The sequence below is a fragment of the Poritiphilus flavus genome (assembly GCF_009901585.1).
Lineage (GTDB): Bacteria > Bacteroidota > Bacteroidia > Flavobacteriales > Flavobacteriaceae > Poritiphilus > Poritiphilus flavus.
Genome location: NZ_WXYO01000002.1, coordinates 113884 through 139789 on the forward strand (window position 1 = coordinate 113884; position 25906 = coordinate 139789).

Sequence of the window (25906 nt, forward strand, 5' to 3'; positions counted from 1 at the left end):
ACTTCACTTTGTTGGCATCCAAGGTATTTTTGTATTTCTGGGACCGTACCGACTCCGTGTGGTTAAACACCTTTTTTCAGGACTATTGACAGACCTTAACGATCTGGATAATCTCAGATGGACTTATTATTTGGGCTCCATATCCGGCACTATTATAGGATTCCTTTTGCATAGATTTAAATACTTCTGGAAGATCCAATCCATGGGCATAAGCGGGTAATTTTGTCAGAAATTATTAGTGTAACAGGTTGATGACTTTGCATGCATGAATCAGGAATGTGTCGCTTTCAGCATTTGAACTGCCACAATCGCATAGGCGGTATTGCAGGATCTGCCAAAGGAATTGTACAACTGTTTCTGCCTCATGAAAATCACCTTAAATAAAAGAATATTTGCAATGAAAAATGAAAACACTCCTCAAGATCTACCATGGTGTGAATATCCAAAGGCTTCTGAATTGGAACGACATGGTTTGATGAAGTTGCCGAACAAACTAAGGACCATCTGCTGGAGCAAAGTGAAAAAGTATCGAACCAATACCTATGCCATAAAAATGTTGGGTTGTCTAAATGATCCCCAAATATTGGAAATGGCCAGAATGGTAGCTGATTCTTTTGGAAAGAACGAACCTATGAATCGGCATATCAATATGCCAAAACAAATACCGGATGAACTTAAAAACTATCTTCACAGAGACCCATTTGGCAGCGCATTTTTTGGAGAGTGGTCCTCGGAAAATTTGATGTATTGGTTCATACGAATGTTTATACTTACCGATCCGGCAGATCCGATTGACAAGGTAGAGATTAACAGGGACCTAAAGAAAATGTCGCTTACCATGCTTGGTCCTGATTCCAAAATTTTGGGCGGAGCATATAATATTACAGTATGCGAAGAGGAAGACGGTTTCAGGGAGTTTGATCCAATTCTCAGAGCTGTATTTACGGTAGATAAACCTATTTTCGATTTTATATTTTCTCAAGAGCATCTGGCTATTCAGCTGCTAAAAAGTAAGTATTTTGAATTTAAGAAGGCATTAGAGAATGGAGAGGTAGCATCTCATTTTATGGTTGCAAAGTGTCCGCAATTACCTAAAAAGCATGCCTTCGAGTTAGTGGCTGCTTCTGCAGAAGTATTAAAAGTTCAGGGATTCAAATATATAATGGTTTGCGCTACAAATCAATGGACCGGTGCGGCTTGCGAGGCACTAAACGGAACAAGAGTACATTTTGCTCCTTTTAGGACAGAAAGACTAATTGCAGATGCTTTTAGCGCTTCTGAATCAGAGCCCTATAGCAGTGATGGCTTTATATCAGATAAAGATAGCGGAGCAATGCTTTATGTATTGAACCTTAACTAATTCTGTCTACTTAAAACTTTAGGATATCAATAACAAGTAAGAATCTATCATTTGATAATTTTGCAAGCGTTGTACTTATTATACTTCAGAAAACTGCAGCATTAATTTCCTTTGAAAAATGGACCAGTCAACGATGTTGAATTCTAGCAAATACGAGAGATTTATCCTATTATTCGCGATTTACATTTTAAGCCATGCTTGTAGCAAGGATAACACGCCCGCGCAGATAAGTGACCCCGACCCAATTGATCCCGACTTGGAATTGGTACAGCTACCTATAGTGGTTCATGTAATTCACAATGGAGAGGAAATTGGGGCCGGGCCTAATCTTTCAACCGAACGCATCCTAAGGCAAATAGCAATTATAAATGAGGACTTTCGTCGTAAAGAAGGTACCAAAGGGTACAATGAGCATCCGGATGGTGCGGACTCAAGGGTGGAATTTGTGCTTGCCAAAAAAAATCCGGATTCGGAGTCTTTTAATGGAATTAATAGGATAGATGCTTCTACAATAGATGTAGAAGATCTGGGTTATAGTCCCAATCATTATTCGCAATACGCGTATTGGGATCCCAACCAATATATAAACGTTTGGACTACCCCTTTACCGGCCGAAACATCCTGTGTGGTCCTTGGATTGGCTACCGGGCCACTTACCGATCTTCCGGGGACTGAATTACTTGCCATTCCGCAGGAAGGAGATGCAGAAGGCATTTTAATCAACTGGTCACATTTTGGTGAATCAGTAATAAATTGTCATGCGCGATACGGGCGAACCCTAACCCATGAGATGGGCCACTATTTGGGACTCTTACATCCCTGGGGTGGAAACGACTGTGAATCCAATGACTTCTGTGATGATACCCCTCCAGTGGACAAAGCGGTTTTTGGACGAACTGCCTTTGAGGGCTGTTCGGGAGAATCTATTATGATAGCTAACTATATGAACTATAGCGATGATGAGGTAATGAATATTTTTACGAAGGATCAGGTTGATAGAATTCGTTACGTCCTCAAAAACCACCCCGGCAGGAACAATTTGATAACTAGTCCGGCGCTGCAGTAAAATGAAACCTGAGAACTTAATTATTCTGACTTGCCCGGATTGGGAAAGCGTACCAATTTCACTTTTGTTGTTAGCAGATCCTGATGAGAAAAGGCTTGAAGCCTATATAAAAACGGGAAGTTGTTATATTGCCAAAATAGAGGACACCATAATTGGAGTATTGGTGTTAAAAGAAATCAATCCAACTACTCTGGAAATTAAGAACATTGCCATAGATGAACCTTTTCAGGGCTACGGCTTTGGTAGTCATCTACTGAATTTTGCATCGGAAGTTGCCAGAGATCAGGGGTATAAGTCGCTGATAATCGCAACGGGGAATTCCAGCATAGGACAGCTAAAACTATATCAGCGAATCGGTTTTGAAATATTTGATATCGAGATGAACTACTTTACTCTCGAATACCAAGCGCCGATTTATGAAAACGGAATTCAGTGCAAGCACAAGATTTTTCTACGGAAAGATTTGAACAACAACTAAAGTAAGCTCCTATACGATCTGCCCCCTTATCATTTTTTTGACTGCAGTCTTTTTCTGAATTCCGTCGGGTTCATATTGAATTTACGTTTGAAAGCAATTGAAAAATTATTAGAATGCTTGTAGCCTACTTTTTCGGCAATAGAGGCGATAGACTCCTCAGGGTCTGTTAATAGGCGGGAGGCATTGGAAAGTCTTATATCAGTCAGAAAATGAATAACCGGCGTCTCAAAAAGCTCTGAGAAAGCGGTTTTGATCTTGTACTGGTTTATTCCAAAAGACCTTGCTAAAGAGCTGATAGTTATCTCTTCAGGATAATTGGTTTCAAGGAAATCACGAATCTGGTATATCTTAAAGAGATCTTCTACGCGTAATTCCTCTAACTTTGAATTTACTGTGGCTCTTTCACCGGTTACAAACGTTTGTATGGCCAGTAACTCTTTTTTATACTCGCCAAACCAAACAAGGTGATCATTCCCGCTGCTTAGTATTAATTGAGAGTTCGGAATTTTATCATGTATATATTGGCTATGTTGAGATTCTATTAATCTATCCCCTTCTCTATGGATAATTAAAGTAGGAGCTTGAACCTTTCTTAATATAGAAGTCACATCTATTTCAATGTTCATCTCATACAACTTTCTGGCAGTGGTTGGGCTTGCACTGCGGCGCAGAAATTGAGACCATTGTTTTTGAACACCTTTCTTGTGTTGTACACTTGGAGCGAAGTATTTAAGCCCTACAGGTTCTCCCCAATGCTCAAATATATAATCTATAGATTTTAAATGTTGCCTCTTTGTTAAGCCGTATGGATAGCTATCGGACTTTAACCACTTTGCAAAGCTACCAATTAAGATGAGTTTGGAGACCATACCAGGGTGTTGCACAGCAAAGCGTAACGCCAGGGCACCTCCTTCGGAAAGGCCTATAAAATTTGCCTTTTTGACACCTATCTGCGACAAAATAATTTCAAGATCGTTTGCACGTTCTTGAATGCCAGGGGGTTCATTCTCATTAATGTTATCAGACAGGCCCGTTCCTCTTTTATCAAAAATGACCAGTTTAGAAAAGGATGCAATATACCTTAACCATGCTGCTGCCTCAGGAATATCCCAAACCGCTTCAATGTTAGAAATCCATCCGGGGATCAATATCAAAAAATCACCTTTGTCGCCAATAATTTGATATGCGAGATTACCCTCTTTTGATCGGGCATATAAAGTGTTGGGAATATTCATTAATGGCAAGTTAAAGAAAGACAACCTTCTTTGCGCATAGATTAAAATACTTTTAAGATATCCTGTCTCCATGCTTATGCCGGTACATTTGGGCAAAAAACATGTGCTCAAATAACAATTTCTCATTGAGACTTATCAATTCAAGAATATTCCGTGCATTAAACGGATATATGCATTATAAATACAAGAATAGAAAAACAGCGCTTTTTTCGGATCTGCCGGAACGCTTACTTGAAATTGGCCCTGGTGCAGGGGCTAACATGCGCTACTATAAACCGGGCACTGAGGTAATAGCTGTTGAACCGAACCCACATATGCATAGATCATTAATTGATCAATCTGAAAGATACGGACTGCAACTTCGAATCGTCAAGGGTTCTGCTGAGGTTCTAAACCTTATGGACAATAGCATTGACGCTGTTGTCAGCACCTTAACACTGTGCACTATACCAGACGAAAGGCAGGCGCTTTCCGAGATTAAACGTGTATTGAAACCTGGAGGTAAGTTCTACTTTTTAGAGCACGTTGCAGCCAATAAAGGATCCCTGTTAAGAAGAATTCAAATAGTGATCCACCGTCCCTGGAAGTGGTTTTTTGATGGCTGCCATACACATAAGAACTTAAGGAGACGGATTTGCGAGACTGGCTTTTCAAATGTTCAAATAGAAAATTTTAAGCTTTATTCTCCCTTTATTCCAATCACTCCACAGATTTCTGGTATTGCACGCAAATAGATCTGAGGAAACAAACTGGTATGATATCGCAATTCAAAAATTCACATAATGTATTATATAAAAACTATAATCTTCCTGATGCTAAGCTTATTTTGGTATAGTTCTTTCGCTCAAAGAAACAATTGCTCCATAATAGATCAAGAAGAATGTTTCATCTACCCGGACCAGTTCAAGCCCGGCTTCGGGGAAGCTCCCGAGAGCCTAATTAAAGCAGACCGTAAATGGTCAGTATTGTCCAACCGTATTTCATTTATCAGTCAAAATGGAGTCAAACTCAATTATTTAGAAATTGAAGATAAAATGATTGCACCGGAAATCTTGTTATTATATAAGAATCATGGAGGTGGTCTGTCATTTAAGCAAGTTGTAAGTGAAATGCAGAGACTGAACAAAGAAACCAAAATAATAGCTGTAAATCTTGATGAAACCAATTCAAAGGAATCTCAGATTGAAGCTAAAACCCAAGTAAGTACAGCATCAACAATCGAGTTGGTCAAGGCAATTGTTGAGTTAATCTTACATAAAAACATTGTGAACTGCCTTATAGTGCCCTATGCTGATGCCAAAGTGGTTGCTGCTGAAATTGAGCGTCGGCGCAAGACAGGTGGGAAAGAATGGTTTATGAATACCGATTCTTACCTTCACTAGGCCAACTTAAGCTATGTGATCTAAAAGTTAATCGAAACCAAGATTTAAATGCATAAAACCAAAACCCTGTATGAGAATACAGGGTTTACGCTTTAAGTGACCTCCACAGGCTTGCCTGCCATAGCCTTAGCGACGACAGGATTGTTACCTTACCCTTCAAACCCAATTGCTATTGCAATGGGAAAGCTGTAAACTGCTGATTTTTTGCAGTGAGAAGCTTTAAATTATGTTTAGGGAGGGGAGTAGAACTCCCCGATTTTCTGCTTTAAGTGACCTCCACAGGCTTGCCTGCCATAGCCTTGGCGACGGCAGGATTGTTACCTTACCCTTCAAACCCAATTGCTATTGCAATGGGAAAGCTGTAAACTGCTGGTTTTTTGCAGTGAGAAGCTTTAAATTATGTTTAGGGAGGGGAGTAGAACTCCCCAATTTTTCTGCTTGATGTGACCTCCACAGGCTTGCCTGCCATAGCCTTGGCGACGGCAGGATTACTCGCCGAACCTACCTTGAGTGGTGGTCGAAAGGCTCGTGATCCTTTGAACCCACTCTTGTAAATGCAATCAGCGGCCATATTTACAAAACCTTGGTTTGAGAATATCATTACTGGGACATTAGGGTATTAGGGATTGCAAACGACCGAACTAGCTGATCTGCGTCTTTAATGCGGCACAGTGTGAGTGGGTCCTTTCCCTGCTGGTATATCTTGGTCGATCTTGGTTGGATGCCCATTTTCTCTACACCTGTGAAGGCAAACAAGAACAGTCCAATCATCTGCATCTACGAAAATGTCAAATCTATCCCGACCTTATTTACTTTTGCATTCCAGCGGCTTGATACCATTTTGAATTGGCCTCGACGTCTTCCACAGCAATGATTGGATAGGTTTTGGTCATACTAAATTGTTTTATGATTTAGTCGGTAATCAGCTGTTCTATTTTAATAAAGCCAGCTCTTGCCGCATCTGCGTGTACTTGCATTGCTTTTTCGTCGTAAAGATTTTCGTGCGTGTATGTTAGTTCAGTTTTTCCATTGACTTCCTTAAACTCGACCGTTAGGATTGTCTCGTTCGCCCAGTTTTCGATCTTCTCATTCTTGGCCCATTGGAACGTCCCAACGAGTTTATATGGTGGATCAACCTCGGTATACATTCCTGAGAGTGGATACTTGATTCCATCATCACCGAGCATCGTGAGTCGATAGGTGCCACCTTTAGAAACATTCAATTCATGAATTTCTGCACCGTCTTTGCTGGATCCAAACCATTTTGCCATTTTTGCTGGATCGGTCCAGGTTGCATAAACCTTTTCTGGTGATGCATTAAATGTGTGTTTTAAAATAAGTGTTGTATTCATATTCCATGTATTAGTTTTGAAACATCAGGTTCAAGTGTCGGCACCTAGAAACTACACTCACATCCCTTTTAGCTTTAGTAAAACAGACCGGATTCAAAACATTTAAGAAATAAATATTTGCCTTAATATTGCTTTCTCCAGCTCATTCGAAGAGAAAAACAGAGGTGTGGTCTTGCCAAAGATCTAGTGCATAATGTGTATCTGACATATATTCCGGATACTCATTGGATGGCTCATATAACCAAGTTATGAGATCAATTCCATCATAATAGAATCAAATAATTCACTCATTGCCTGGCCGAAGGAACTCTTAATATCGAGATGAAAATTTCGTCAAATGAAACTTAACCTCCGTATTGATTTTTCTGCCGGTCCCTGCCGTCCGCTTTGAGCCGAAAACAGACTATAAATCTTAATTTAAAAAAACAATGACATTAGTCACGTAAACGGCCATTTTACAAGACATGAATTCAAAAACAAACTTTCTTTTGTATAGGTTTCCTAGCTCTGGTCTTTTTTAGTGATTTTGTTAATTAACCTTTTATCGCAGACTCTACTTGCATTTGTAATTCGGTTAACGCTGTTGACTAATAAAAAGTGACCCTGCCTATGCCGGCAGGCTCTACAGATTTCCTTACTTTGTTCGGTTTTCCTTCGAACTCCTTCCTAAAAATAAAATCCCTGCTTGGAATTTGGAGTTTGTGATTTGAATTTCAAGGATTATATGCGGTGATCCTAAATAAGTTCCGTAGTCTAAATGCAAAGCTGCAAATCGCGGATTTACCTGCTTTCAGGGAGCTTTTCATTCTTAAGTGACCTCCACAGGCTTGCCTGCCATAGCCTTGGCGACGGCAGGATTGTTACTTTACCCTTCAAACCCAATTGCTATTGCAATGGGAAAGCTGTAAACTGCTGGTTTTTTGGAGTGAGAAGCTTTAAATTATATTTAGGGAGGGGAGTAAAACTCCCCGATTTTCTGCTTGATGTGACCTCCACAGAATTATTCCATGATCCTGAATAAAATCGCTGCTGCAAATAGAAAGTCCAATTACTTGCGTAATTATTTTTCATTTTACTCCGAACCTCTGAAGCATAGCTCCAGGTTCTTCGTAAAACAAAAAATCCACCACGGTGGTGATGGACTTTCTGCTTGATGTGACCTCCACAGGATTACCTCTCTTCGTTTGGTTTTCCTTTGTGTTCCATGTTGAGAATCAAAAAATCAATGCTTCGCATTGCAAAATCCTCTCTTACAAAACAAAAAAGCGAGCTTTATGTTTTGCTCGCTTCGGTTTGTTGAATCATTTTTTGATTCATCTGTGACCTCCACAGGATTCAAACCTGTAACCTCTTGAGCCGTAATCAAGTGCTCTATTCAGTTGAGCTAGGAGGCCTTTGTTATTAATGTTCTTAACGTACCCTTTTATGCCTTTGCTAAGGGAGGGCAAATATATTTCTTTTTGTACTTAAGGCAAAATAACCACGCACCAAATATTGGTAGCCATGCCATAGCCGAAGTGAATGCCTCGAACTAATTTCCGAGGGATTTGGTCGTTACGTAATAGCGCCAGCCGATGATGGCCAACTGAAATTTTGAGGCCTTAGACAAATCCAAACCCCGCTTTGAATAGGAGGGCAAAAAGAGCCTGTTGGCCCTGGCTAAAAAAGTAAATAAAGCCTTTTTCATCGGTCTGCTTATGTGGTAAAGGTAAGCAATGTCCCGGAATAGGCATTTCCCTAACCAAAGCGATACCTTCCCTCAATGCTCTTGTACTCTGGCTAACCACCCATTTCAGATACGGCCAATTCGCCCTAGTTTAAGATCAAATTCAAAAGATATGTCATTATGAAAACAAAACTTCATTTACTTCTTATTCCGGCTGTGATCTTACTTGGAGGAGCCCTGCGCTTCTTCCCGGGTTCTCCGGAAAAGGCAAGAACAATAAAGCCTGAAAAAGGTTGTGTCTTCATGACCGTTATGGGGGAGCAGTCTTCCCTGGGCTTTGAACGCTACAAATCTGATGAAAATATGGAACTGTCAGTCAGAGATGGACTTCAATGGTTGTCAAAAGCCCAGCTTCCCAACGGTGGTTACGGGGCAGGCAGCCACAGCGCCCAGCATATTAGGGACCCCCACGCGGTAAAAGCAGATCCAGCAACAACCGCCATGGTGGGTATGGCTTTCCTGAGAAGTGGTACTACACTTCAAAAAGGGATACACGCCAACCACCTGAAAAAAGCATTGAATTACCTGCTCGAAACCATAGAAAGCGCCGAGGCTGGATACCCCTATATCACCAAAGTCAGAAATACCCAGATACAGACAAAACTAGGTGAGAATATAGACGCGGTGCTGGCTTCTCAATTCCTTTCCAGTATTTTGGACAGAGATCTGGAAGGTATTGATAGAAAACGAGTTTCGCGATGTTTAGACATTTGTATCTCCAGGATCGAAGCAGGGACTGATGAGTCCGGTAAACAGAGAGGCGCAGGCTGGGCAGGAGTATTGCAAAGTGGCCTTGCCAGTAGTGCCCTGGAAGCCGCGCAGGCTGTCGGAGCTACGGTAGACGAGGTAATTGTAGAGCGGTCTAAATCCTATCAGAAAAGCAATTATGATGAGAAAAACACCTCGGTTAAAACAACAGACGGCGCCGGGATAGTACTATATGCCGTAAGCGGAAGTGTAAGGGCTAGCGCCAAAGAAGCAAGAAAGGTCAAAAGTGATATGAAAAAAGCCCGTAAAGAAGGTAGAATTCCAACTGCGGCGGAAGTTAGCGTAGAGGTTCTGGAAGATATTGGCTATTCCAAAGAGGACGCTATGAAATACAATACCTCTTACGAAATTTACGAGTCTGCCAAGCTTATGGCCCAGGATGAAAAGGTTATGGACGGATTTGGAAACAATGGCGGAGAAGAATTCCTGAGCTATCTTCAAACAGGCGAGTCCTTGCTCGTTAGCAAAGACGAAAGCTGGAAGAAATGGTATGACGACATGAGCGGAAGGATTCTGAAGATCCAGAATTCAGACGGTAGCTGGAGCGGGCATCATTGTATCACTAGTCCCGTTTTCTGTACAGCCACCAGCCTCATGTTACTTACGGTTGAGGAAGACATTGATTTTTTACAGAAGATAGGAGAAGAAGGTTAGTTGGCAGTCCTCCTTCGCTAAAGCTTCGGAGGATGAAATCAGTTGGCAGTAAACAGTTATAACTTTTAACACTTAAAACCTTTTAAACTTCAACTTAAACAGTCATCAAATTAAGCGCCCACCTCTATTAGGTGGGCGCTTTACTGATGGTCCATTAGCATCAATAGTATTGGTAGTAGGGCATGGCTGTTTGATTATTTGGATTTGGTTTTAGTCTCCATCATCTTTTTGGCCAGTTCAGCTCCTATCAGGGACTGCAGCAGATTGCCGTCATTAGAGCTGGTTTTTCCGCCTTCTATATAGATGTCTGGCAATTTAAGCTCCTTGAGTTCCCTGGCTACACCGACCGAGGTTTTATATTCCCATTCAGCGCGCTCCTGGGGTGTAAGACCAGCAGTTACCAATTTGGCATTCTGATAAGCTTCCGCATCCGCTGCAACCTTTTTGCTCTGAGCCTTGAACTTCTCCACCTCAAACTGCTTCTTCTCCTTTACCAGGTTAAATTCAGCAACTTTGGCTTCGGTCTCAGCCGCGATGGTTTTTTGGATCTGCTCCTTTTCCAGTCGGGCACGCTCGGCGGCTTTTTCAGCCTCACCACGAGCCTTTTCTTTCTGAGCGCGATAAAACTCTCTTTCGGCCTGCTGCTTTTCAAGTTGAGTTTGTGCAACTTCCTCTTTTTGCAACTGTAGCCGCTTGTCAAAAGTCTCTTCCCAATCAATTTCGGTAACCACTGCCTGAACTACGGTTAGTCCGTACGCTCTAAGGGAATTTCCCTCTTCGCGAATTGGCATGCCGTTCTCCCTTTTGATACGGAAGCGCTTCTGCTTGGTTTCTTTGTTGATCACGGTGCGGACAGTGGCGCTATCGCCAATGATATCCTTGCGCTCGTTCTCAACATACTCCTCGAGTACGTACATTCCGTTTTCGAGCTGATCTTTAAAATACCTGTCAAAATCTGAGGCCTGGCCAGAGATATAATCCTGGGCGTCCATAAGTTTACAGGTGTTCTTTATAGACTGATCAATGTTGGGAATGATACGTGAACGAATCATATTTTGCTCTGTTTTGTTTCGATCTGCCACGGAAAGAAATTGTGCTTCGTCTTCCGTATTGATGCTGATCACTACAGAAGTAGCGATTCTGGCTTTTACAGCGTCACTGAATGCCCAGTACTTGGCTGCATCCACGTTGGCGTATTCGCTCTGCTCTCCCAACTCGCCATCCCTGCCGGGTATGACATACTTAATGGGTAGTTCAAATTGAATGGGTATAAGCCTTCCCCACATCTTGGTGTTGATCCCCTGCCGGAAAACAGCTTTCTGGCCACCCCAGGGGTACTGGACCGCATAAGCGGTTCCGGGCTCTGCATAAAATAGTAGTCCGGTAAAAATACTCATTAGGATACCTAAGAGGATGATCTGAAGGCTCCTTCTCTGGTTAAACCAATTGAGCAGACTAATATTCTTAAATATAGGTTTGGCGATAAGGGTGATTACGCCAATAATTATGATAAATATTCCTAAGAAAGTTAACATAGTGAAAAGTTTAGAGGTTAGAAGATAGGATAATGATAAGCAGACTCACGAGGAGTTTGGCTAAAGTGATCATAGTGGGTGGAATTAGCGGTTAATAATTAGTTGTTGATACTTGTGATGCATAATCGATTATCCAATCAATATATATCAGAAAGAACCATATTTGCTAACGAATTTGAAAGAATTAATGGATTTGAATATAGATATGTAAGCAAATAAATGATCAGACTTACAATATTTAGAAGTGGGTCTTGGACAAAGTTTTAATTAATAAGTAGAAAACTATCCCATAGCTCGGAAGTATAAGAATTGAAGGGGCTTTTTTGGGCGAATTTGATTTTGCAAGGCGAATTTTTTCTAAAAAATAACGGTTTTCGGTCATTTCATCTTTGAAAAATAAAAAAACCGATAGTATTACCATCGGTTTTCCAAACTACTTAAATACTCCTTCAGATGCGCTTGGAGATCTTCAAGATCACGATTTGGTTGTGATTTCCACAACACCGTATTTTGCCCTTTCACCGTATTTTTTGAGGGCCCCTTCTCCCTTACTCACATCTATGGACTCGATGTCGTCCGGTGAAAGGGATTTGAAGGTCTTTTCATCGACTTCCTCCCCGTCCAGAATGTATAGCGGAGGGTTACCACCGGTATGATCCGAAAAGAAAAAATTAGGCCCATCTGAACTGATGACCTCTACGTCGTGCTCATCGTCCGAGTCTCTCAATATCATTACATTACTGGAGGAGTTCCTTCCAATGCGTTCTACCTTGATTTTACTGTTATGAAATTCTCCGTCCTCTTTGAGCTTTTCATACTCCTCTCGGCTGACTTCCTCTCCGTCTATTAAAATGCGTTCCTCTCCGTCTTCTTCCAGGATCTCTATAACCTTTCCATCATGCTTCCCACTATGGACCCAAACGGATTGACCTCCCCTTTGGTGAAGCATCTCTGGATGTGAGGGCTCGCCCCCCATGGAGAATACCTGATTCTCCGGATCGTAGTAAATGGTAATAGGATCTATAGGCTCTCCGTCATTATCGTATTTGGACGAAGCGGAAAACTGCTTTCCTTCTTTTTCTATCCCACCCATATGAATGGATATATTGGTGATTTCACGGTCGTTATTCCGAATGACATCGTATGAGAAGTCCACACCTTTTTTGGCAAGGTCCTTCTTCATTTTCTGAAGTTCATTTTCGGAAGTCTTCTTGTCTATAGTGATCTCTATGATCTTTTGCCCGGTCAGGGTCATGGCAAAAGGCTGCTGTAGCTGCCCGTCCGGAACATAGATCTCTGCCGTGTTGAAACTAAACAAAAAGATGGCTAAAGCCGGTAAGACCAGCATGGCCCTCAGAACCCTGGTTTTACTTGATCTGGATCTTTGTAACATAACTATTCGTTTTTTGATTAATGAATTGAAAAAATGGTTCGTAATAGCCGTGCAAAAGGGGTTTCCGGATACCTTTAGCATGGTGTATTGATAGGCTTTAACGGAAGATTCTTCCTTAATGGCGCTGGCATCTGCCAGGAACTCCAGGTTTTGCTGTATGGTCTTCCTATACAACCAGCTTACCGGGTTTAACCAGAATACTACGGTCAGTAAATTTGCCAACAAAACATCCACCGTATGCACCTGTTTACAATGTACTTTTTCATGCCTTAGGATGGCTTGCAGTTCCGTGGCTTTGTAGCTGGATGGATTGTATACGATATAATTAAAAAATGAAAAAGGCGCCAGGGTTTGTTCTGTTTCTACAAACACATATTTGCCCTCTCTGCGTTTTGGGTTGATACCGAGGATACGCCTGAGTGAAAATAGCTGCACCCCCAGCCTGATCAGCAGGATCAGCACTCCGCTTAAGTATATCAATGCAAGTGGTAACCACCAATTGAATGCCGCTGATTCTTCAATTGCAATTCCCTGAGAAAAGCTGTCTTCTGTAACCGTAACAGGAAGCGGTGCTACCTCTACATATCGGACCAGCGTGATCAATGGAAACAGTATGGAAAACAATATTCCGGCCACTAAAAAGTGCCTGTTCAGGGAGAAGAAGGTCTCGTTTCTTAGGAGTAACTGATAGATCCCATAGAATAAAAGCAGTATAAACGACGACTTTAGAAAATAGATAAAAAAGGCTTCCATTACTTGGTTTTTTCGATGAGATCTATGATTTCCTTTAATTCTTTTACCGAGATCTTTTCTTCCTTGGCAAAATGTGAGACCAGATTCTTGAAAGAATTGTCATAATAGTCCGCTATAGTAGCGTTGATGTAGCGCTTGCGGTAAGCCTCTTTAGAAACCAGCGGGTAGTACCGGTGAGTGTTTCCAAAGGCCTCGTAAGACACATACTTTTTGTCTTCCAGGTTACGAACAATGGTGGACAGCGTATTGTAGTGCGGCTTGTCTTTCTTAAATTCCGCCCGGATCTCCTTAACAAAGGCCTTTTTAAGCCTCCAAAGGATCTTCATCACTTCTTCTTCCTTATTGGTTAACTTTTGCATATTCCTGCTGTTTTCTATTGAGGTTGTATTTTGTTTATCACGATGCCAGCTATCTCACTGGCTATGCTCTCACTAATATCCCCGGATTTGTTGGACGAAACGATTATGGTGATCTCTTCGCTCAGGTATCTCCAGAAATCGGCAAAGAAAATGCCGTTCCCACCATTGTGGGCCACAAGATAAGTATCCCGGGGAGTAGGGAAGAGGGCCCATCCATAGCCGTAGTAAGACCTTCCTTCAGGGTCTTCCTTAATATGCCTGTAGTAGTACTTCTCTTTGGCCTCCTGGGATAGCACAGTATCCCCCAGTAATGCCAAATGCCATTTATAAAGATCCTCTACGGTAGATAAGATACCGCCATTTCCCTTTAGATGTAAATAGGGACCATCCTTGGCCCATTTCTTTTCCGTAGGCTTACCCCAGCGGTTTTTTCCACGATAGCCTACAGCGATATCCGCGGTGTTCCATTCTCCCAGCAAATAGCCCGTATGATGCATATCTGCGGGTAAGAAAAGAAATTCTCTAAGAAAGGCCTCATAGCTCATCCCGCTTACCTTTTCGATGATAATAGCCAATAGACTATATCCGACGTTGGAGTAATGGTAGGTTTTCCCAACGCGTTTGGCATTGACACTTTTAAACGCTTTTGAAATAAACTCATTTTCGGAAATGGAGTTGTAATCACCGCCAATGGCCCCGGGCATCCCGGCAGAATGGGTGAGGAGATGGTGCAGGCTAATTTCCTGCAGTTTCGCCGGTACCCCATCCAGGTATGCGGATATCTTATCTTGGGTGGATAGTTTTCCCTGCATTTCCAGCTTCAGTATGGCAGCCGCCGTAAATTGCTTGGTAACCGAACCGATATCGAAGACCGTTTCCGGATCGTTCTGCAACTTATTGTCAAAATCGGCATACCCATATCCTCCCGACCAGATCTTCCGGCCGTTCAGTCCTAACAATACCGTTCCTGAAAAGCCTTCGCTTTCAGCATCGCTCATAAAAGTTTCAATCTCTTTAGTTAGCTCTTTTTCCTTGGGATCCTGACAGAATAGATGCTGGCAACTCAAAACCGAAAAGAGTATGAAAACGAATAACTTTTGCATATTGATTTTTGAATTAACAATCCAAACATATTACTAATTTTTTAGTTGAACAACTATTTTTATAGTTATTTAACTAAATTTTTAGGAATGGTAAATTGGGCCTCTAAGCTTAATGCTTTGAAAATTGAAATCTTAGGTTATATTTACCAAAACTCTATGCATGCTGGACCTGCTTTTTATTCTATTGGGACTCTTCCTATTAATACTCGGCGGGCATTGGCTGCTAAAATCTGCTGTCGCTTTTTCTTTGCGTCTAAGCATCCCAAAAATTGTGATAGGAATGACGGTGGTATCCTTTGCCACTTCTGCTCCGGAACTTATTGTGAGCATTAAAGCCGCCCTGGATGGATTTCCGGACTTGGCCTTGGGCAATGTGGTAGGGTCTAACATAGCGAATTTGGGTTTGGTATTGGCAGTTACCATCATTCTGGGGAGTATAGAAGTCAGGCGCAGTTTCTATACCACGGATTGGCCGGTGATGATGTTGGCCTCATTGCTCTTTTTCGGATTTATTTTCTTCGATGGTTTACTTGAACAGTATGAAGGAGCGATCATGTTCATCTTTTTGTTCATTTTCCTGGTGTACCTGCTGAGATTTCAGAAGCAGGCCGTAGTGGACGAACTCCCGGAAGACGATGTGCTCATGCCCTTGTACAAATCCGTACTTTTTCTGGGACTTGGAGGTACCGCGCTTTGGGGAGGTTCGGAATTGCTTATTTCAGGTGCCGTAGGAATGGCCAGCAGCTTAGGTGTTAGTGAACGGGTCATAGGAATAACCGTAGTCTCCGTGGGTACCAGTATTCCGGAATTGGCTGCTTCGGTCTTTGCCATATTAAAGAAGGAAAAAGCGATCTCTGTTGGGAACCTGATCGGATCAAATATCTTTAACCTGCTGGCTGTTTTAGGTATTACCTCCATGATCGCACCAATAACCGTCATGGACGAAACCTTATTGACCAATGATATTTTCTGGATGCTGGGGATCTCCTTCCTGATCCTTCCCCTGGTGTTTTTCCCAAAAGGACTGCGATTGGGTTGGCGGGATGGTCTGGTTCTTATTGCCGTCTACACCCTCTTTATCTTCCTTACACTAAATTGAAAAAATAAGTATTCCTGGTTTATCCTGGAAGTTTGATCTTCGATCCAAAGACCTGTACTGTTTGTAGTTTTAATTGCGAGTAGTTATCAGTTCTATACGGCTTGATGCAATAAAAAAACCCGTGAGCCATCTCACGAGTTTTTCCTTATTTATCTATTCAACAATTAATTTGCAGCGGCAGTTACTTCTGCACCTTTCACAGTCTTAACGATCCTACCTGCAATTTTGTATGGGTCTCCGTTAGAAGCAGGTCTTCTGTCTTCTAACCAACCTTTCCAACCTCTTTCTACAGTGGCAATAGGGATCCTGATGGAAGCTCCTCTATCCGATACACCGTAGCTGAAATCGTTGATTGATGCGGTTTCGTGCAATCCTGTCAGACGTTGGTCATTGAACTCGCCGTAAACTGCGATGTGCTCCTTGGCCACTGGTCTGAAGGCCTCACAGATCTGCTCATAAACTTCTTTAGAACCGGCGTTACGCAGGGTTGAGTTAGAGAAGTTGGCATGCATACCAGATCCGTTCCAGTCACCTTTAATTGGTTTCGGGTGATACTCTATATAGTAACCGTATTGCTCAGTAAGACGATCTAACAGATAACGCGCAACCCAAACCTGGTCACCAGCGGTTTTTGCTCCTTTGGCAAAGATCTGAAACTCCCACTGTCCACTGGCCACTTCCTGGTTGATCCCCTCAAAGTTGATCCCAGCTTCCAGACAAAGGTCTGCGTGTTCCTCCACAAAATCCCTTCCGTGAGTGTTTTTCCCCCCAACAGAGCAGTAGTAAAGCCCTTGAGGTCCTGGATACCCGCCAACAGGAAATCCTAGTGGCAATTGGGTGTCTTTATCCATGATAAAGTACTCCTGCTCAAAACCAAACCAAAAATCGTTGTCGTCATCGTCAATTCTCGCCCTGTGATTGCTCTCATGTGGCGTTCCGTCCGCATTGAGAACTTCTGTCATTACCAGATAACCGTTTTTTCTGGCCGGGTCTGGAAAAATTGCAACAGGTTTTAGTAAACAGTCCGAAGAATTACCCTCAGCCTGCAAGGTAGAACTTCCGTCAAATGACCAAATCGGACAGTCTTCAAGTTTTCCACTAAAGTTATCCTCAATTTTCGTTTTGCTTCTCATATTTTGGGTAGGTGTATACCCATCTAACCATATGTACTCTAATTTAGATTTACTCATAATACCAAAGGATTAGTTTAATTTAAATGACCGTCAAAAATATACCTTTTCTTAGTACCTCCACAATAAAATTAGGGGTAAATATCAAAAATTTGGATATAATTATTAACACCCCCTTTTTTCTAAGGGTATTTTATAAAAAATGTATTATTTAAGGCCAATTCTTTTAAATGTTTAATTTTGCGATTCAACCGAAACCAAAAAAAGAAACATGTCCATACCGAGATTCGAAGCCATTACGGAAAGCAACAGCAGGAAACCACTTACAACAGAGGAAAAAGGGAGGCGTTCCGAATATTTTGGAACCCATGTTTTCAACGAGGAACGCATGTTGCAGTACCTTACCAGGGATGCCTATAACAGCGTTAAAGACGCTATCTTTTCCGGTTCTAAAATAGACCGTAAGATCGCGGACCAGGTTGCAGAAGCAATGAAGGTTTGGGCCATTTCCATGGGGGCAACCCATTATACCCACTGGTTTCAACCTTTAACAGGGGCAACAGCGGAAAAACACGATGCCTTCCTGGATCTGAAACAAGACGGGAGAGCGGTGGAGAAATTCGGCGGAAGTCAGTTGGTACAGCAGGAACCGGATGCTTCAAGTTTCCCGAGCGGAGGTATTCGCAACACCTTTGAAGCCAGGGGTTACACCGCCTGGGACCCCACCTCGCCAGCGTTCATTTACGGCAGTACCCTTTGTATTCCCACCATATTTGTTTCCTATACCGGGGAGGCCCTGGATAATAAGGCGCCCTTGCTTAGGGCCCTTCACGCCGTAGATGAAGCGGCTACCGGTGTGGCCAGGTATTTTGACAAGAATGTCACCAAGGTTAATGCGACCCTGGGTTGGGAGCAGGAGTACTTCCTTCTCGATAAAGCCCTGGCTGCTTCAAGACCGGATCTGGTGCTTGCAGGCAGGACCTTGGTAGGCCATTACGCCGCCAAAGGGCAGCAATTAGACGATCATTACTTTGGGGTAATACCTGTCAGGGCCATCAATTTTATGCGAGACCTGGAGATGGAATGCAATAAACTGGGCATTCCAGTCAAAACCAGGCATAATGAGGTAGCACCAAACCAGTTTGAGCTGGCCCCCGTATTCGAGGAAGCCAACCTTGCTGTAGACCATAACCTGTTGCTTATGGATGTCATGGAAAAAGTGGCGGATAAGCACGATCTGAAAGTCTTATTTCACGAAAAGCCTTTCGCTGGTATCAATGGCTCCGGGAAGCACAACAACTGGTCTTTGGCGACTGATACCGGGGTAAACCTCCTCAGCCCGGGGACCACACCGATGAAAAACCTGCAGTTCCTGACCTTTTTTGTCAATACCATCAAAGCCGTAGACACTTACGAAGAGCTTTTACGGTCTTCCATAGCTTCTGCCAGCAATGACCATCGCCTGGGTGCTAACGAAGCCCCGCCAGCCATTATTTCCATCTTTATCGGCAAGCAACTCAGTGATGTACTGGATGAACTGGAGGGTGTCTCTCAGGGAAAGCTGTCCCCGGAAGAAAAAACTGAACTCAAACTCAACGTAGTAGGTAAGATCCCGGAAATACTATTGGACAATACAGATAGAAACCGGACCTCACCTTTCGCCTTTACCGGAAATAAGTTTGAGATCCGCGGTGTAGGGGCCAAGACCAATTGTGCCAAACCTATGACCATCCTCAATGCCATCGTGGCCTGGCAACTTAACGCCTTCAAGAAGGAGGTAGACAGTCTTATCGACAAAAAGAAACTAAAAAAAGACGAGGCCATATTCAATGTTTTGAGGGAGTACATCAAGTCTTCCAAGCGCATTCGTTTTGATGGTGATGGTTACAGCCAGGAATGGGAGCTGGAGGCGAAAAGGCGCAAACTCAGCAACAATAAGAACACACCGGAGGCCCTGCAGGTTATGACTTCCAGCGAAGCTTTGGCGCTTTTTAAGTCAATGGAAGTGATGAGCGAAATTGAAGTCCGGGCCAGACAGGAAGTGGAACAGGAAACCTATATACTACAAACTCAAATAGAGGGTAGGGTCTTTAACGAGTTGGTTTATAATTATATTATTCCGGCTTCACTGAGTTATCAGAATGAACTCATTACAAATGTATTAGGGTTGAAGGAAATCTATGGGGCTGCCCATAAAAAGCTGTCGGACGGTCAGCATGCCATAATTGAGCAGATCGCGGAGCATGTGGCCACTATTAAAAAGAAAACAGACCAAATGACCGAGGCAAGAAAAAGGGCCAATAAGCTAAAGGATATACCAAAAAAGGCCCAGGCATACTGTAATAGCGTAAGGCCTTATTTTGATGAGATCCGTTATCACAGTGATAAACTGGAGCAGTTGGTTGCCAATAGTTCATGGCCTTTGGCAAAGTACCGGGAATTGCTGTTTATCAAATAGAGCGGTTAGCAAAGCCTCATGAAAGTATAAAGCGTACATTATGTGCGCTTTTTTTTATTATTCGGCTATTTTTGTCACAAATTTAGAATTATGGGTTCGTCTGCTGATGAAAGGTATTCGCAAAGAGGTGTCTCCGCATCCAAGGAGGATGTTCACAATGCCATAAAAAACATTGATAAAGGGTTGTTTCCCAAGGCCTTTTGCAAAATTGTCCCGGATTATCTTACCGGAGACCAAGACTACTGCCTTGTGATGCATGCGGATGGAGCCGGAACCAAGTCTTCCCTGGCCTATATGTACTGGAAAGAAACCGGAGACCTCTCGGTCTGGAAAGGGATTGCCCAGGATGCGCTGGTGATGAATATAGACGATCTTATCTGTGTCGGGGCGGTAGAGGATATCATGTTGTCTTCAACCATCGGTAGAAATAAAAATCGCATTCCCGGAGAAGTGATCGCTGCCCTGATCAACGGAACAGAGGAACTGATTGATGAGCTGCGGCAATACGGGGTAAACATCCATTCTACCGGTGGAGAAACCGCAGATGTAGGGGATCTTGTGCGAACTATTATCGTGGATTCCACGGTAACCGCAAGAATGAAAAGAAATAAGGTCATTGACAACGCGAATATCCGGGCAGGTGATGTCATTGTGGGGCTTGCTTCATACGGACAGGCCTCCTATGAAAAGGAATATAACGGTGGTATGGGCAGTAATGGACTTACATCGGCCCGTCACGACGTCTTTTCGGGATATCTGGCCGATAAGTACCCGGAAAGTTTCGATCCTGAGGTACCTGAAGAGCTCGTTTATTCAGGCAATACAAAGTTAACGGACCCGGTAGCGGGAAGTCCCCTGGATGCAGGTAAGTTGGTACTTTCTCCAACGAGGACTTACGCGCCTATCATCAAAAAGATACTCGAGGACCACGATTCCGAAAATATCCATGGGATGGTACATTGCAGTGGAGGAGCGCAGACCAAAATCCTCCATTTTGTCGAAGACCTGCATATTGTTAAGGACAACCTATTCGATCTCCCACCGCTTTTCAGGCTTATACAAGAGCAATCTGGTACGGATTGGCGCGAAATGTACCAGGTTTTCAACTGTGGGCACCGCATGGAACTTTATGTAGATGAGCGAATGGCGGACGAGATAATGCGCATATCTCAGGATTTTGGCGTCGATGCCCGCATTATAGGGCGTGTGGAGGAAAGTTCCGCCAAAAAACTCACAATAAGCAGCCAATATGGCACCTTTGTATATTAAGGTATACGAATCCGTCGTTTAAGGCGTTTTGAATATAATAAAACCCCCGGCTTTCCTATAAGGGAATGGCTTACTGGTTTTATCCCCAATTCCGGTATATTTCGCGGAGTTCGAAAGGGTTTTGCGAAGAAACCATTGATCTTAAAATTTGTGTTATGGAAAGAAAAGAGTTTTTGAGAAGCCTGGGAGCAGGTGCGGCCTTTGCACTTACCTTCCCATGTATTCACGGTTGTTCCAGCGATGGCGAAGACCTGGACATGAAACCGGTACCCACAGGAGTGGATTTCACCATAGATCTTGACTCCGCCGAGGGTGAGGGTCTCCAAAATAACGGTGATTTCATACTTAAGAATGATGTGGTAGTGGTTAAGAACCTTGAAGGTAATTTTGTTGCTGCCAGTCAGATTTGCAGTCATCAACAAACAGACCAGGTGCGTTTCCTGGAAGAAGACGGTGGAATTTTTCGCTGCTTTACCCATGGTTCAGAGTTCGATCAGAACGGCACCCCATTGAACAATATCACAAGCAATCCGCTTAAAATCTTCAATACGGAATTAAACGGTTCCATACTACGGGTTTTTGAATAGGCCTGTGAAAAGCAAAATCAAACCAAACAACAAACCCCGGCCGGTCCAATCTCTGTGCAGAACAGACTGGTTAACCTTTAAACCACAAAAACGACCTAAGGAGCATTTAAATAGCAACACGTGAGAATCTGGGCAGCCCTATTTTTTAGCCTCTTTGTTTTGGCCGCCCTACGGTCTCAGGAGAGTATTGACGTAACCGTAAAACGCTCTCTGCGTTTAATGGGCAGTACTTTTGAGATCACAGTAGTTGCTGCCAACGAGGAAATAGGCTATATCAATATAGAAGAAGCTATTGCCGAGGTTGAGCGTATTGAAGCCCTGATATCTTCATGGAAGGAGGATTCCGAGACTTCCAGGATCAACCGCAATGCCGGAATAAGGCCTGTAAAGGTTAGTCTGGAATTGTATAAATTGATAGAGCGTGCCGTACAGATCTCTGAGATCACTGACGGTGCTTTTGATATAACCTATGCCGCCCTGGATGAGATCTGGAAGTTTGACGGCTCCATGCAATATCCGCCAACTGCCGGTGAGATCGGTGAAGTCCTGGATAAAGTGGATTATAATAAAGTTGTACTAAACAGTACCGAGCGCACCGTTTTTCTCAAGGAGAAAGGTATGAAGATAGGGTTTGGAGCGATCGGAAAAGGATATGCTTCCGATAAGGTAAAGGAATTAATGGTTTCCAAACAGGTGAAAGCTGGTATGATAAACGCTGGAGGAGATATCACCGCCTGGGGAACAAAAGCCACGGGAGAACGCTGGCTCATCGGGATTGTCAATCCGCAAAGCCGTACCAAGATATTTTCCTGGCTTCCGTTGGTGGAATCTTCCGTAGCCATAACGGGAAGCGAAAATGCATTTGTAAGCTTTAACGGCAAAAAATACACACATATCATTGACCCCAAGAACGGCTATCCCTCCATAGGGATCAGCAAAGTGACAGTTTTAGGAAAGAGTGCCGAACTGTGCGACGCCTTGGCCACAGCGGTTTTTGTAATGGGTAAGGAAAGAGGGCTTGCACTTATCAACCAACTTGGTGGTACAGAGGCTATCATTGTGGATAACCTGGATATCGTACATCAAAGCCAGGGTATTATGCTGGATAAGTAAGTCCCTTGGTTGGGTCTAGCATCCAGGTTCAATCTGAGTGATTTCCAGGATTCTCGGCCACCAAAAAAGTTGTAAATTCGCAGTTTAAGGGCAGACAGATTATGATAGACAAATTAAATGTGGTAAAACAGCGTTTTGATGAGGTTTCGGACCTTATCATACAACCTGATATTATCGCTGACCAAAAGAAGTATATACAGCTGAACAGGGAATACAAGGACCTTAAGATTCTTATGGATAAGCGAGATTCCTATGTTGAGCTCATGAATAATATCTCAGAAGCCGAAGAGATCATTTCGGATGGTAGCGATACCGAAATGCTGGAAATGGCCCGAATGCAGTTGGATGAGGCCAAAGAGGCCTTACCCGCGCTGGAGGAAGAGATCAAATTGCTCCTGATCCCCAAAGATCCGGAAGACGCCAAGAACGTTGTTATGGAGATCCGGGCTGGTACAGGTGGAGATGAAGCCAGTATTTTTGCGGGTGACCTGTATAGAATGTATGCCAAATACTGTGAGTCTAAGGGATGGAGGACTAACGTGATCGACCTGAGTGAAGGAACCAGCGGAGGATATAAGGAGATCCACTTCGAAGTAACAGGAGAGGATGTGTATGGCACGCTGAAATTCGAAGCAGGAGTACATAGGGTACAAAGGGTACCACAAACCGAGACCCAGGGAAGAGTGCATACCAGTGCCGCAACGGTAATGGTGTTGCCAGAGGCAGAGGAATTTGACGTGCAGATAGACCCAAAGGATGTACGTATTGACTTTTTCTGCTCTTCAGGGCCGGGAGGTCAATCTGTGAACACCACCTATTCCGCGGTGAGGCTGACCCATATCCCTACAGGAATTGTGGCCCAGTGTCAGGATGAGAAATCCCAGCACAAGAACAAGGATAAAGCGTTTAAGGTTTTGAGATCCCGGCTTTACGATATGGAACTTGCCAAAAAGCAGGAAGAAGATGCGGCGAAAAGGAACTCTCAGGTAAGTAGTGGCGACCGATCAGCAAAGATCAGAACCTACAACTATCCACAAGGCAGGGTTACAGATCATCGAATAGGCCTTACGCTGTATGATCTGCAAAACATAATCAACGGGGATATTCAGAAGATCATTGACGAGTTAATGCTGGTAGAGAACACTGAGAAGCTTAAAGAAGCTTCAGAAATATTCTGATATAGCGTTAAAAGAACGCCCTAAATAAACTCGTAAACATCTGAAAGATCCGACAAAATAAACATATCCTCAAATACTGAAAATTTGAGCGTTCTATATGACCACCGAAGAACTCGTTAACCAAATTCAACTTAAAAAGTCTTTCCTCTGCATCGGACTGGATACCGATTTAGATAAAATACCTCCTCATTTGTTGGAGGGTGAAGATCCGATATTCGAATTCAACAAAGCTATTATAGATGCGACACAGCATCTATGCGTGGCGTATAAGCTAAATATTGCCTTCTATGAAGCTTATGGATTAAAGGGTTGGCAAGCTCTGGAAAAGACTATGCAATACCTGAATAGCAACTTCCCGGAAATCTTTACGATCGCGGACGCCAAAAGGGGGGATATTGGCAATACCTCTACACGTTATGCCAGGGCTTTCTTTGAGGAATTGGATTTTGACTCCATTACCGTGGCCCCGTATATGGGCAGGGATTCTATAGAACCATTTCTGGCCTTTGAATCCAGGCATACTATTCTGCTGGCGCTGACCTCAAACCCGGGTGCTTTCGATTTCCAAACCAAACAGGCAGAAGGCCGGGAATTATACAAAAGTGTACTGGAGATTTCTCAGACCTATAAGAATGCACACAATCTGATGTACGTTGTTGGGGCAACTAAGGCCGAATACTTAAAGGAAATTAGGGAACTGGTGCCCGATAGCTTTTTGCTGGTACCAGGAGTAGGTGCTCAGGGGGGAAGTCTGGACGAAGTATGCCGTTACGGGCTAAACAAAAATATAGGTTTATTGGTAAACTCTTCCAGAGGCATAATATATGCCTCTAATGGGGTGGATTTCGCCTCGGCAGCTGCCGAAAAGGCCGCAGAACTGCAAGGCCAGATGGCACTACAGTTTTAATGTTTGAATTAATATTTGAGGGGAGAGTATACTATACCAGGTTTTCCAATACTTTCTGGATCTTCTTAGCTTTTTGCTCGAAGAATTCTTTCAACTTGGTATCGGCGTAAGTGATGTCCGCAGCTTTCTGCATGAAGATCTGATATTGGTACTCCAATACGGTTACCGCATGACTTCCACTGGTGATTGGGGTTATTGCTCCAACTCTGCAATACTGATTTTCCATAGTCATTTTCTTTGTTCTTACAAATATACGGCCTAAAGCAGCTTTTGGATGTCTGTCAGGATGGGCATACAACTAAAAATCAGGCGATTTATCTATTTTTTAACGAAATCCTTCCTTAGAGAGCCCGTTTGTTGCATATTCTTAACAGATTCCGGCTATTCTTTGAGCCATTATTTCAGTTTGATCTTCCTGCCCCCAATTGATTTTCGTACTTTAGGATAAGACTAAATTTTGATATGATGAGAACACTCTTTACCAGCATTTTTCTGCTTGCCAGCGTTAATTTGATGCTTGCTCAGCAGGAGAATTGCGGATGTTGTACCGAAGATCATACGGCATTTGATTTCTGGGTTGGCAGTTGGACCGTCACGAATGCGGATGGTACAGCCGCCGGGCAAAACACTATAGAAAAAATTGAGAATGGCTGTGTATTAAAAGAAAGCTGGAAAAGTGCCAAAGGCCAGTTCACCGGAAGCAGCATGAACTTCTTCAATAAACAGTCCGGTTCCTGGGAGCAACTCTGGATTGATAACCAAGGCTCACATCTTAAGCTCAAAGGAAACCGGAAGGGCAATCAAATGATCCTTAGCTCTGATGAATTTACCCATACCGATGGAAAAACCTATGTAAACCGCATTACCTGGACCATGAACGAAGACGGAACGGTCCGTCAGCTTTGGGAGGTATTGCATCAGGGAGAAGTGGCCAATGTGGCCTTTGACGGCCTTTATAAAAGAGCCAAATAGATTATTACAGACTTCAAGAAAAAACCATG

Annotated in this window: 23 protein-coding genes and 1 tRNA gene; 14 read left to right on the plus strand and 10 right to left on the minus strand. The window is 43.1% G+C overall.

Annotated features, from left to right (window positions below; translation table 11 throughout):
- Positions 1–397 precede the first annotated feature (397 nt).
- The 3 genes from GTQ38_RS03990 (at position 398) to GTQ38_RS04000 (ending at position 2904) form a co-directional block, all read left to right on the plus strand.
- Positions 398–1360: a hypothetical protein gene (locus GTQ38_RS03990; RefSeq protein WP_161434194.1), complete on the plus strand. Its 963-nt coding sequence runs from the start codon at positions 398–400 to the stop codon at positions 1358–1360.
- Between the two features lie 133 nt (positions 1361–1493).
- Positions 1494–2426, plus strand: coding sequence for a M43 family zinc metalloprotease (locus GTQ38_RS03995; protein WP_161434195.1), 933 nt, complete (start codon positions 1494–1496; stop codon positions 2424–2426).
- Position 2427: 1 nt separating this feature from the next.
- Positions 2428–2904 (plus strand): GNAT family N-acetyltransferase, encoded by a 477-nt coding sequence (locus GTQ38_RS04000; RefSeq protein WP_161434196.1) that lies wholly within the window; start codon positions 2428–2430, stop codon positions 2902–2904.
- Between the two features lie 29 nt (positions 2905–2933).
- Here the strand turns inward: GTQ38_RS04000 and GTQ38_RS04005 are convergent, their stop codons facing one another.
- Entirely contained in the window at positions 2934–4211 is a 1278-nt protein-coding gene (locus GTQ38_RS04005) for an alpha/beta fold hydrolase (protein WP_161434197.1), read from the minus strand.
- A 98-nt stretch (positions 4212–4309) separates the two neighbouring features.
- Between GTQ38_RS04005 and GTQ38_RS04010 the strand changes: the two genes are divergently transcribed.
- Positions 4310–4873 carry a class I SAM-dependent methyltransferase gene (locus tag GTQ38_RS04010; RefSeq protein ID WP_161434198.1) on the plus strand — a complete coding sequence of 188 codons (564 nt, stop codon included), beginning with the start codon at positions 4310–4312 and terminating at the stop codon, positions 4871–4873.
- Between the two features lie 48 nt (positions 4874–4921).
- Positions 4922–5521, plus strand: coding sequence for a hypothetical protein (locus GTQ38_RS04015; protein ID WP_161434199.1), 600 nt, complete (start codon positions 4922–4924; stop codon positions 5519–5521).
- A gap of 911 nt (positions 5522–6432) precedes the next feature.
- Here the strand turns inward: GTQ38_RS04015 and GTQ38_RS04020 are convergent.
- The 3 genes from GTQ38_RS04020 to GTQ38_RS20920 form a co-directional block, all read right to left on the minus strand.
- Positions 6433–6873 (minus strand): SRPBCC family protein, encoded by a 441-nt coding sequence (locus GTQ38_RS04020; RefSeq protein WP_161434200.1) that lies wholly within the window; start codon positions 6871–6873, stop codon positions 6433–6435.
- 1320 nt (positions 6874–8193) lie between these two features.
- A tRNA-Arg gene (locus tag GTQ38_RS04025) sits at positions 8194–8267 on the minus strand.
- Between the two features lie 137 nt (positions 8268–8404).
- On the minus strand, positions 8405–8560 hold the full coding sequence (locus GTQ38_RS20920; protein WP_238857791.1) for an SsrA-binding protein: 156 nt from the start codon (positions 8558–8560) through the stop codon (positions 8405–8407).
- A gap of 159 nt (positions 8561–8719) precedes the next feature.
- On the opposite strand from GTQ38_RS20920, the gene GTQ38_RS04030 reads away from it, so the two are divergent.
- On the plus strand, positions 8720–10021 hold the full coding sequence (locus GTQ38_RS04030) for a prenyltransferase/squalene oxidase repeat-containing protein (RefSeq protein ID WP_161434201.1): 1302 nt from the start codon (positions 8720–8722) through the stop codon (positions 10019–10021).
- A 194-nt stretch (positions 10022–10215) separates the two neighbouring features.
- On the opposite strand, the gene GTQ38_RS04035 is transcribed toward GTQ38_RS04030, so the two are convergent.
- The 4 genes from GTQ38_RS04035 to GTQ38_RS04050 form a co-directional block, all read right to left on the minus strand.
- Positions 10216–11556, minus strand: coding sequence for a cell envelope integrity protein TolA (locus tag GTQ38_RS04035; RefSeq protein WP_161434202.1), 1341 nt, complete (start codon positions 11554–11556; stop codon positions 10216–10218).
- 475 nt (positions 11557–12031) lie between these two features.
- Positions 12032–13702 carry a M56 family metallopeptidase gene (locus tag GTQ38_RS04040; protein WP_161434203.1) on the minus strand — a complete coding sequence of 557 codons (1671 nt, stop codon included), beginning with the start codon at positions 13700–13702 and terminating at the stop codon, positions 12032–12034.
- Complete coding sequence (locus GTQ38_RS04045; RefSeq protein WP_161434204.1) at positions 13702–14061, minus strand: BlaI/MecI/CopY family transcriptional regulator; 360 nt, start codon at positions 14059–14061, stop codon at positions 13702–13704. The genes GTQ38_RS04040 and GTQ38_RS04045 overlap by 1 nt, the downstream gene beginning before the upstream one ends.
- Positions 14062–14075: 14 nt before the next feature.
- Positions 14076–15164, minus strand: a complete 1089-nt coding sequence (locus GTQ38_RS04050) for a serine hydrolase domain-containing protein (protein ID WP_161434205.1) — start codon at positions 15162–15164, stop codon at positions 14076–14078.
- 160 nt (positions 15165–15324) lie between these two features.
- Here GTQ38_RS04050 and GTQ38_RS04055 point away from each other — a divergent pair, with 160 nt between their 5' ends.
- Complete coding sequence (locus GTQ38_RS04055) at positions 15325–16263, plus strand: calcium/sodium antiporter (protein ID WP_161434206.1); 939 nt, start codon at positions 15325–15327, stop codon at positions 16261–16263.
- Positions 16264–16427: 164 nt separating this feature from the next.
- On the opposite strand, the gene GTQ38_RS04060 is transcribed toward GTQ38_RS04055, so the two are convergent.
- A complete protein-coding gene (locus GTQ38_RS04060) occupies positions 16428–17453 on the minus strand; it encodes a glutamine synthetase beta-grasp domain-containing protein (protein ID WP_161434207.1) in 1026 nt (341 codons plus the stop codon).
- A gap of 211 nt (positions 17454–17664) precedes the next feature.
- On the opposite strand from GTQ38_RS04060, the gene GTQ38_RS04065 reads away from it, so the two are divergent.
- The 6 genes from GTQ38_RS04065 to pyrF all read left to right on the plus strand — a co-directional run bounded on the left by GTQ38_RS04065 (position 17665) and on the right by pyrF (position 24905).
- Positions 17665–19851: a glutamine synthetase III family protein gene (locus GTQ38_RS04065; protein WP_161434208.1), complete on the plus strand. Its 2187-nt coding sequence runs from the start codon at positions 17665–17667 to the stop codon at positions 19849–19851.
- Positions 19852–19941: 90 nt separating this feature from the next.
- A complete protein-coding gene (locus GTQ38_RS04070) occupies positions 19942–21120 on the plus strand; it encodes an AIR synthase related protein (RefSeq protein ID WP_161434209.1) in 1179 nt (392 codons plus the stop codon).
- Positions 21121–21275: 155 nt separating this feature from the next.
- Positions 21276–21707, plus strand: coding sequence for a QcrA and Rieske domain-containing protein (locus GTQ38_RS04075; RefSeq protein ID WP_161434210.1), 432 nt, complete (start codon positions 21276–21278; stop codon positions 21705–21707).
- A gap of 120 nt (positions 21708–21827) precedes the next feature.
- Entirely contained in the window at positions 21828–22820 is a 993-nt protein-coding gene (locus GTQ38_RS04080) for an FAD:protein FMN transferase (protein WP_317169037.1), read from the plus strand.
- Between the two features lie 101 nt (positions 22821–22921).
- Positions 22922–23998, plus strand: a complete 1077-nt coding sequence (gene prfA, locus GTQ38_RS04085) for a peptide chain release factor 1 (protein ID WP_161434211.1) — start codon at positions 22922–22924, stop codon at positions 23996–23998.
- A 97-nt stretch (positions 23999–24095) separates the two neighbouring features.
- Entirely contained in the window at positions 24096–24905 is an 810-nt protein-coding gene (gene pyrF / locus GTQ38_RS04090) for an orotidine-5'-phosphate decarboxylase (protein WP_161434212.1), read from the plus strand.
- 31 nt (positions 24906–24936) lie between these two features.
- Here pyrF and GTQ38_RS04095 read toward each other — a convergent pair whose 3' ends face one another.
- Entirely contained in the window at positions 24937–25131 is a 195-nt protein-coding gene (locus tag GTQ38_RS04095) for a hypothetical protein (protein ID WP_161434213.1), read from the minus strand.
- A gap of 236 nt (positions 25132–25367) precedes the next feature.
- On the opposite strand from GTQ38_RS04095, the gene GTQ38_RS04100 reads away from it, so the two are divergent.
- Positions 25368–25877 (plus strand): hypothetical protein, encoded by a 510-nt coding sequence (locus tag GTQ38_RS04100; RefSeq protein ID WP_317169038.1) that lies wholly within the window; start codon positions 25368–25370, stop codon positions 25875–25877.
- Positions 25878–25906 lie beyond the last annotated feature (29 nt).

Excerpts from the sequence above, each read along its gene's own strand:
- GTQ38_RS04010 (WP_161434198.1), top strand. The coding sequence starts at position 4,310 with ATGCATTATAAATACAAGAATAGAAAAACAGCGCTTTTTTCGGATCTG.
- GTQ38_RS04055 (WP_161434206.1), top strand. The coding sequence starts at position 15,325 with ATGCTGGACCTGCTTTTTATTCTATTGGGACTCTTCCTATTAATACTC.
- GTQ38_RS04015 (WP_161434199.1), top strand. The coding sequence starts at position 4,922 with ATGTATTATATAAAAACTATAATCTTCCTGATGCTAAGCTTATTTTGG.
- GTQ38_RS04000 (WP_161434196.1), top strand. The coding sequence starts at position 2,428 with ATGAAACCTGAGAACTTAATTATTCTGACTTGCCCGGATTGGGAAAGC.
- GTQ38_RS04075 (WP_161434210.1), top strand. The coding sequence starts at position 21,276 with ATGGAAAGAAAAGAGTTTTTGAGAAGCCTGGGAGCAGGTGCGGCCTTT.
- GTQ38_RS04040 (WP_161434203.1), bottom strand. The coding sequence starts at position 13,702 with ATGGAAGCCTTTTTTATCTATTTTCTAAAGTCGTCGTTTATACTGCTT.
- GTQ38_RS04005 (WP_161434197.1), bottom strand. The coding sequence starts at position 4,211 with ATGGAGACAGGATATCTTAAAAGTATTTTAATCTATGCGCAAAGAAGG.
- GTQ38_RS04060 (WP_161434207.1), bottom strand. The coding sequence starts at position 17,453 with ATGAGTAAATCTAAATTAGAGTACATATGGTTAGATGGGTATACACCT.
- GTQ38_RS04020 (WP_161434200.1), bottom strand. The coding sequence starts at position 6,873 with ATGAATACAACACTTATTTTAAAACACACATTTAATGCATCACCAGAA.
- GTQ38_RS04045 (WP_161434204.1), bottom strand. The coding sequence starts at position 14,061 with ATGCAAAAGTTAACCAATAAGGAAGAAGAAGTGATGAAGATCCTTTGG.
- GTQ38_RS03995 (WP_161434195.1), top strand. The coding sequence starts at position 1,494 with ATGTTGAATTCTAGCAAATACGAGAGATTTATCCTATTATTCGCGATT.
- GTQ38_RS04065 (WP_161434208.1), top strand. The coding sequence starts at position 17,665 with ATGTCCATACCGAGATTCGAAGCCATTACGGAAAGCAACAGCAGGAAA.
- GTQ38_RS04095 (WP_161434213.1), bottom strand. The coding sequence starts at position 25,131 with ATGGAAAATCAGTATTGCAGAGTTGGAGCAATAACCCCAATCACCAGT.
- GTQ38_RS03990 (WP_161434194.1), top strand. The coding sequence starts at position 398 with ATGAAAAATGAAAACACTCCTCAAGATCTACCATGGTGTGAATATCCA.
- prfA (WP_161434211.1), top strand. The coding sequence starts at position 22,922 with ATGATAGACAAATTAAATGTGGTAAAACAGCGTTTTGATGAGGTTTCG.
- pyrF (WP_161434212.1), top strand. The coding sequence starts at position 24,096 with ATGACCACCGAAGAACTCGTTAACCAAATTCAACTTAAAAAGTCTTTC.
- GTQ38_RS04100 (WP_317169038.1), top strand. The coding sequence starts at position 25,368 with ATGATGAGAACACTCTTTACCAGCATTTTTCTGCTTGCCAGCGTTAAT.
- GTQ38_RS04030 (WP_161434201.1), top strand. The coding sequence starts at position 8,720 with ATGAAAACAAAACTTCATTTACTTCTTATTCCGGCTGTGATCTTACTT.
- GTQ38_RS20920 (WP_238857791.1), bottom strand. The coding sequence starts at position 8,560 with ATGAAAAAGGCTTTATTTACTTTTTTAGCCAGGGCCAACAGGCTCTTT.
- GTQ38_RS04070 (WP_161434209.1), top strand. The coding sequence starts at position 19,942 with ATGGGTTCGTCTGCTGATGAAAGGTATTCGCAAAGAGGTGTCTCCGCA.
- GTQ38_RS04035 (WP_161434202.1), bottom strand. The coding sequence starts at position 11,556 with ATGTTAACTTTCTTAGGAATATTTATCATAATTATTGGCGTAATCACC.
- GTQ38_RS04050 (WP_161434205.1), bottom strand. The coding sequence starts at position 15,164 with ATGCAAAAGTTATTCGTTTTCATACTCTTTTCGGTTTTGAGTTGCCAG.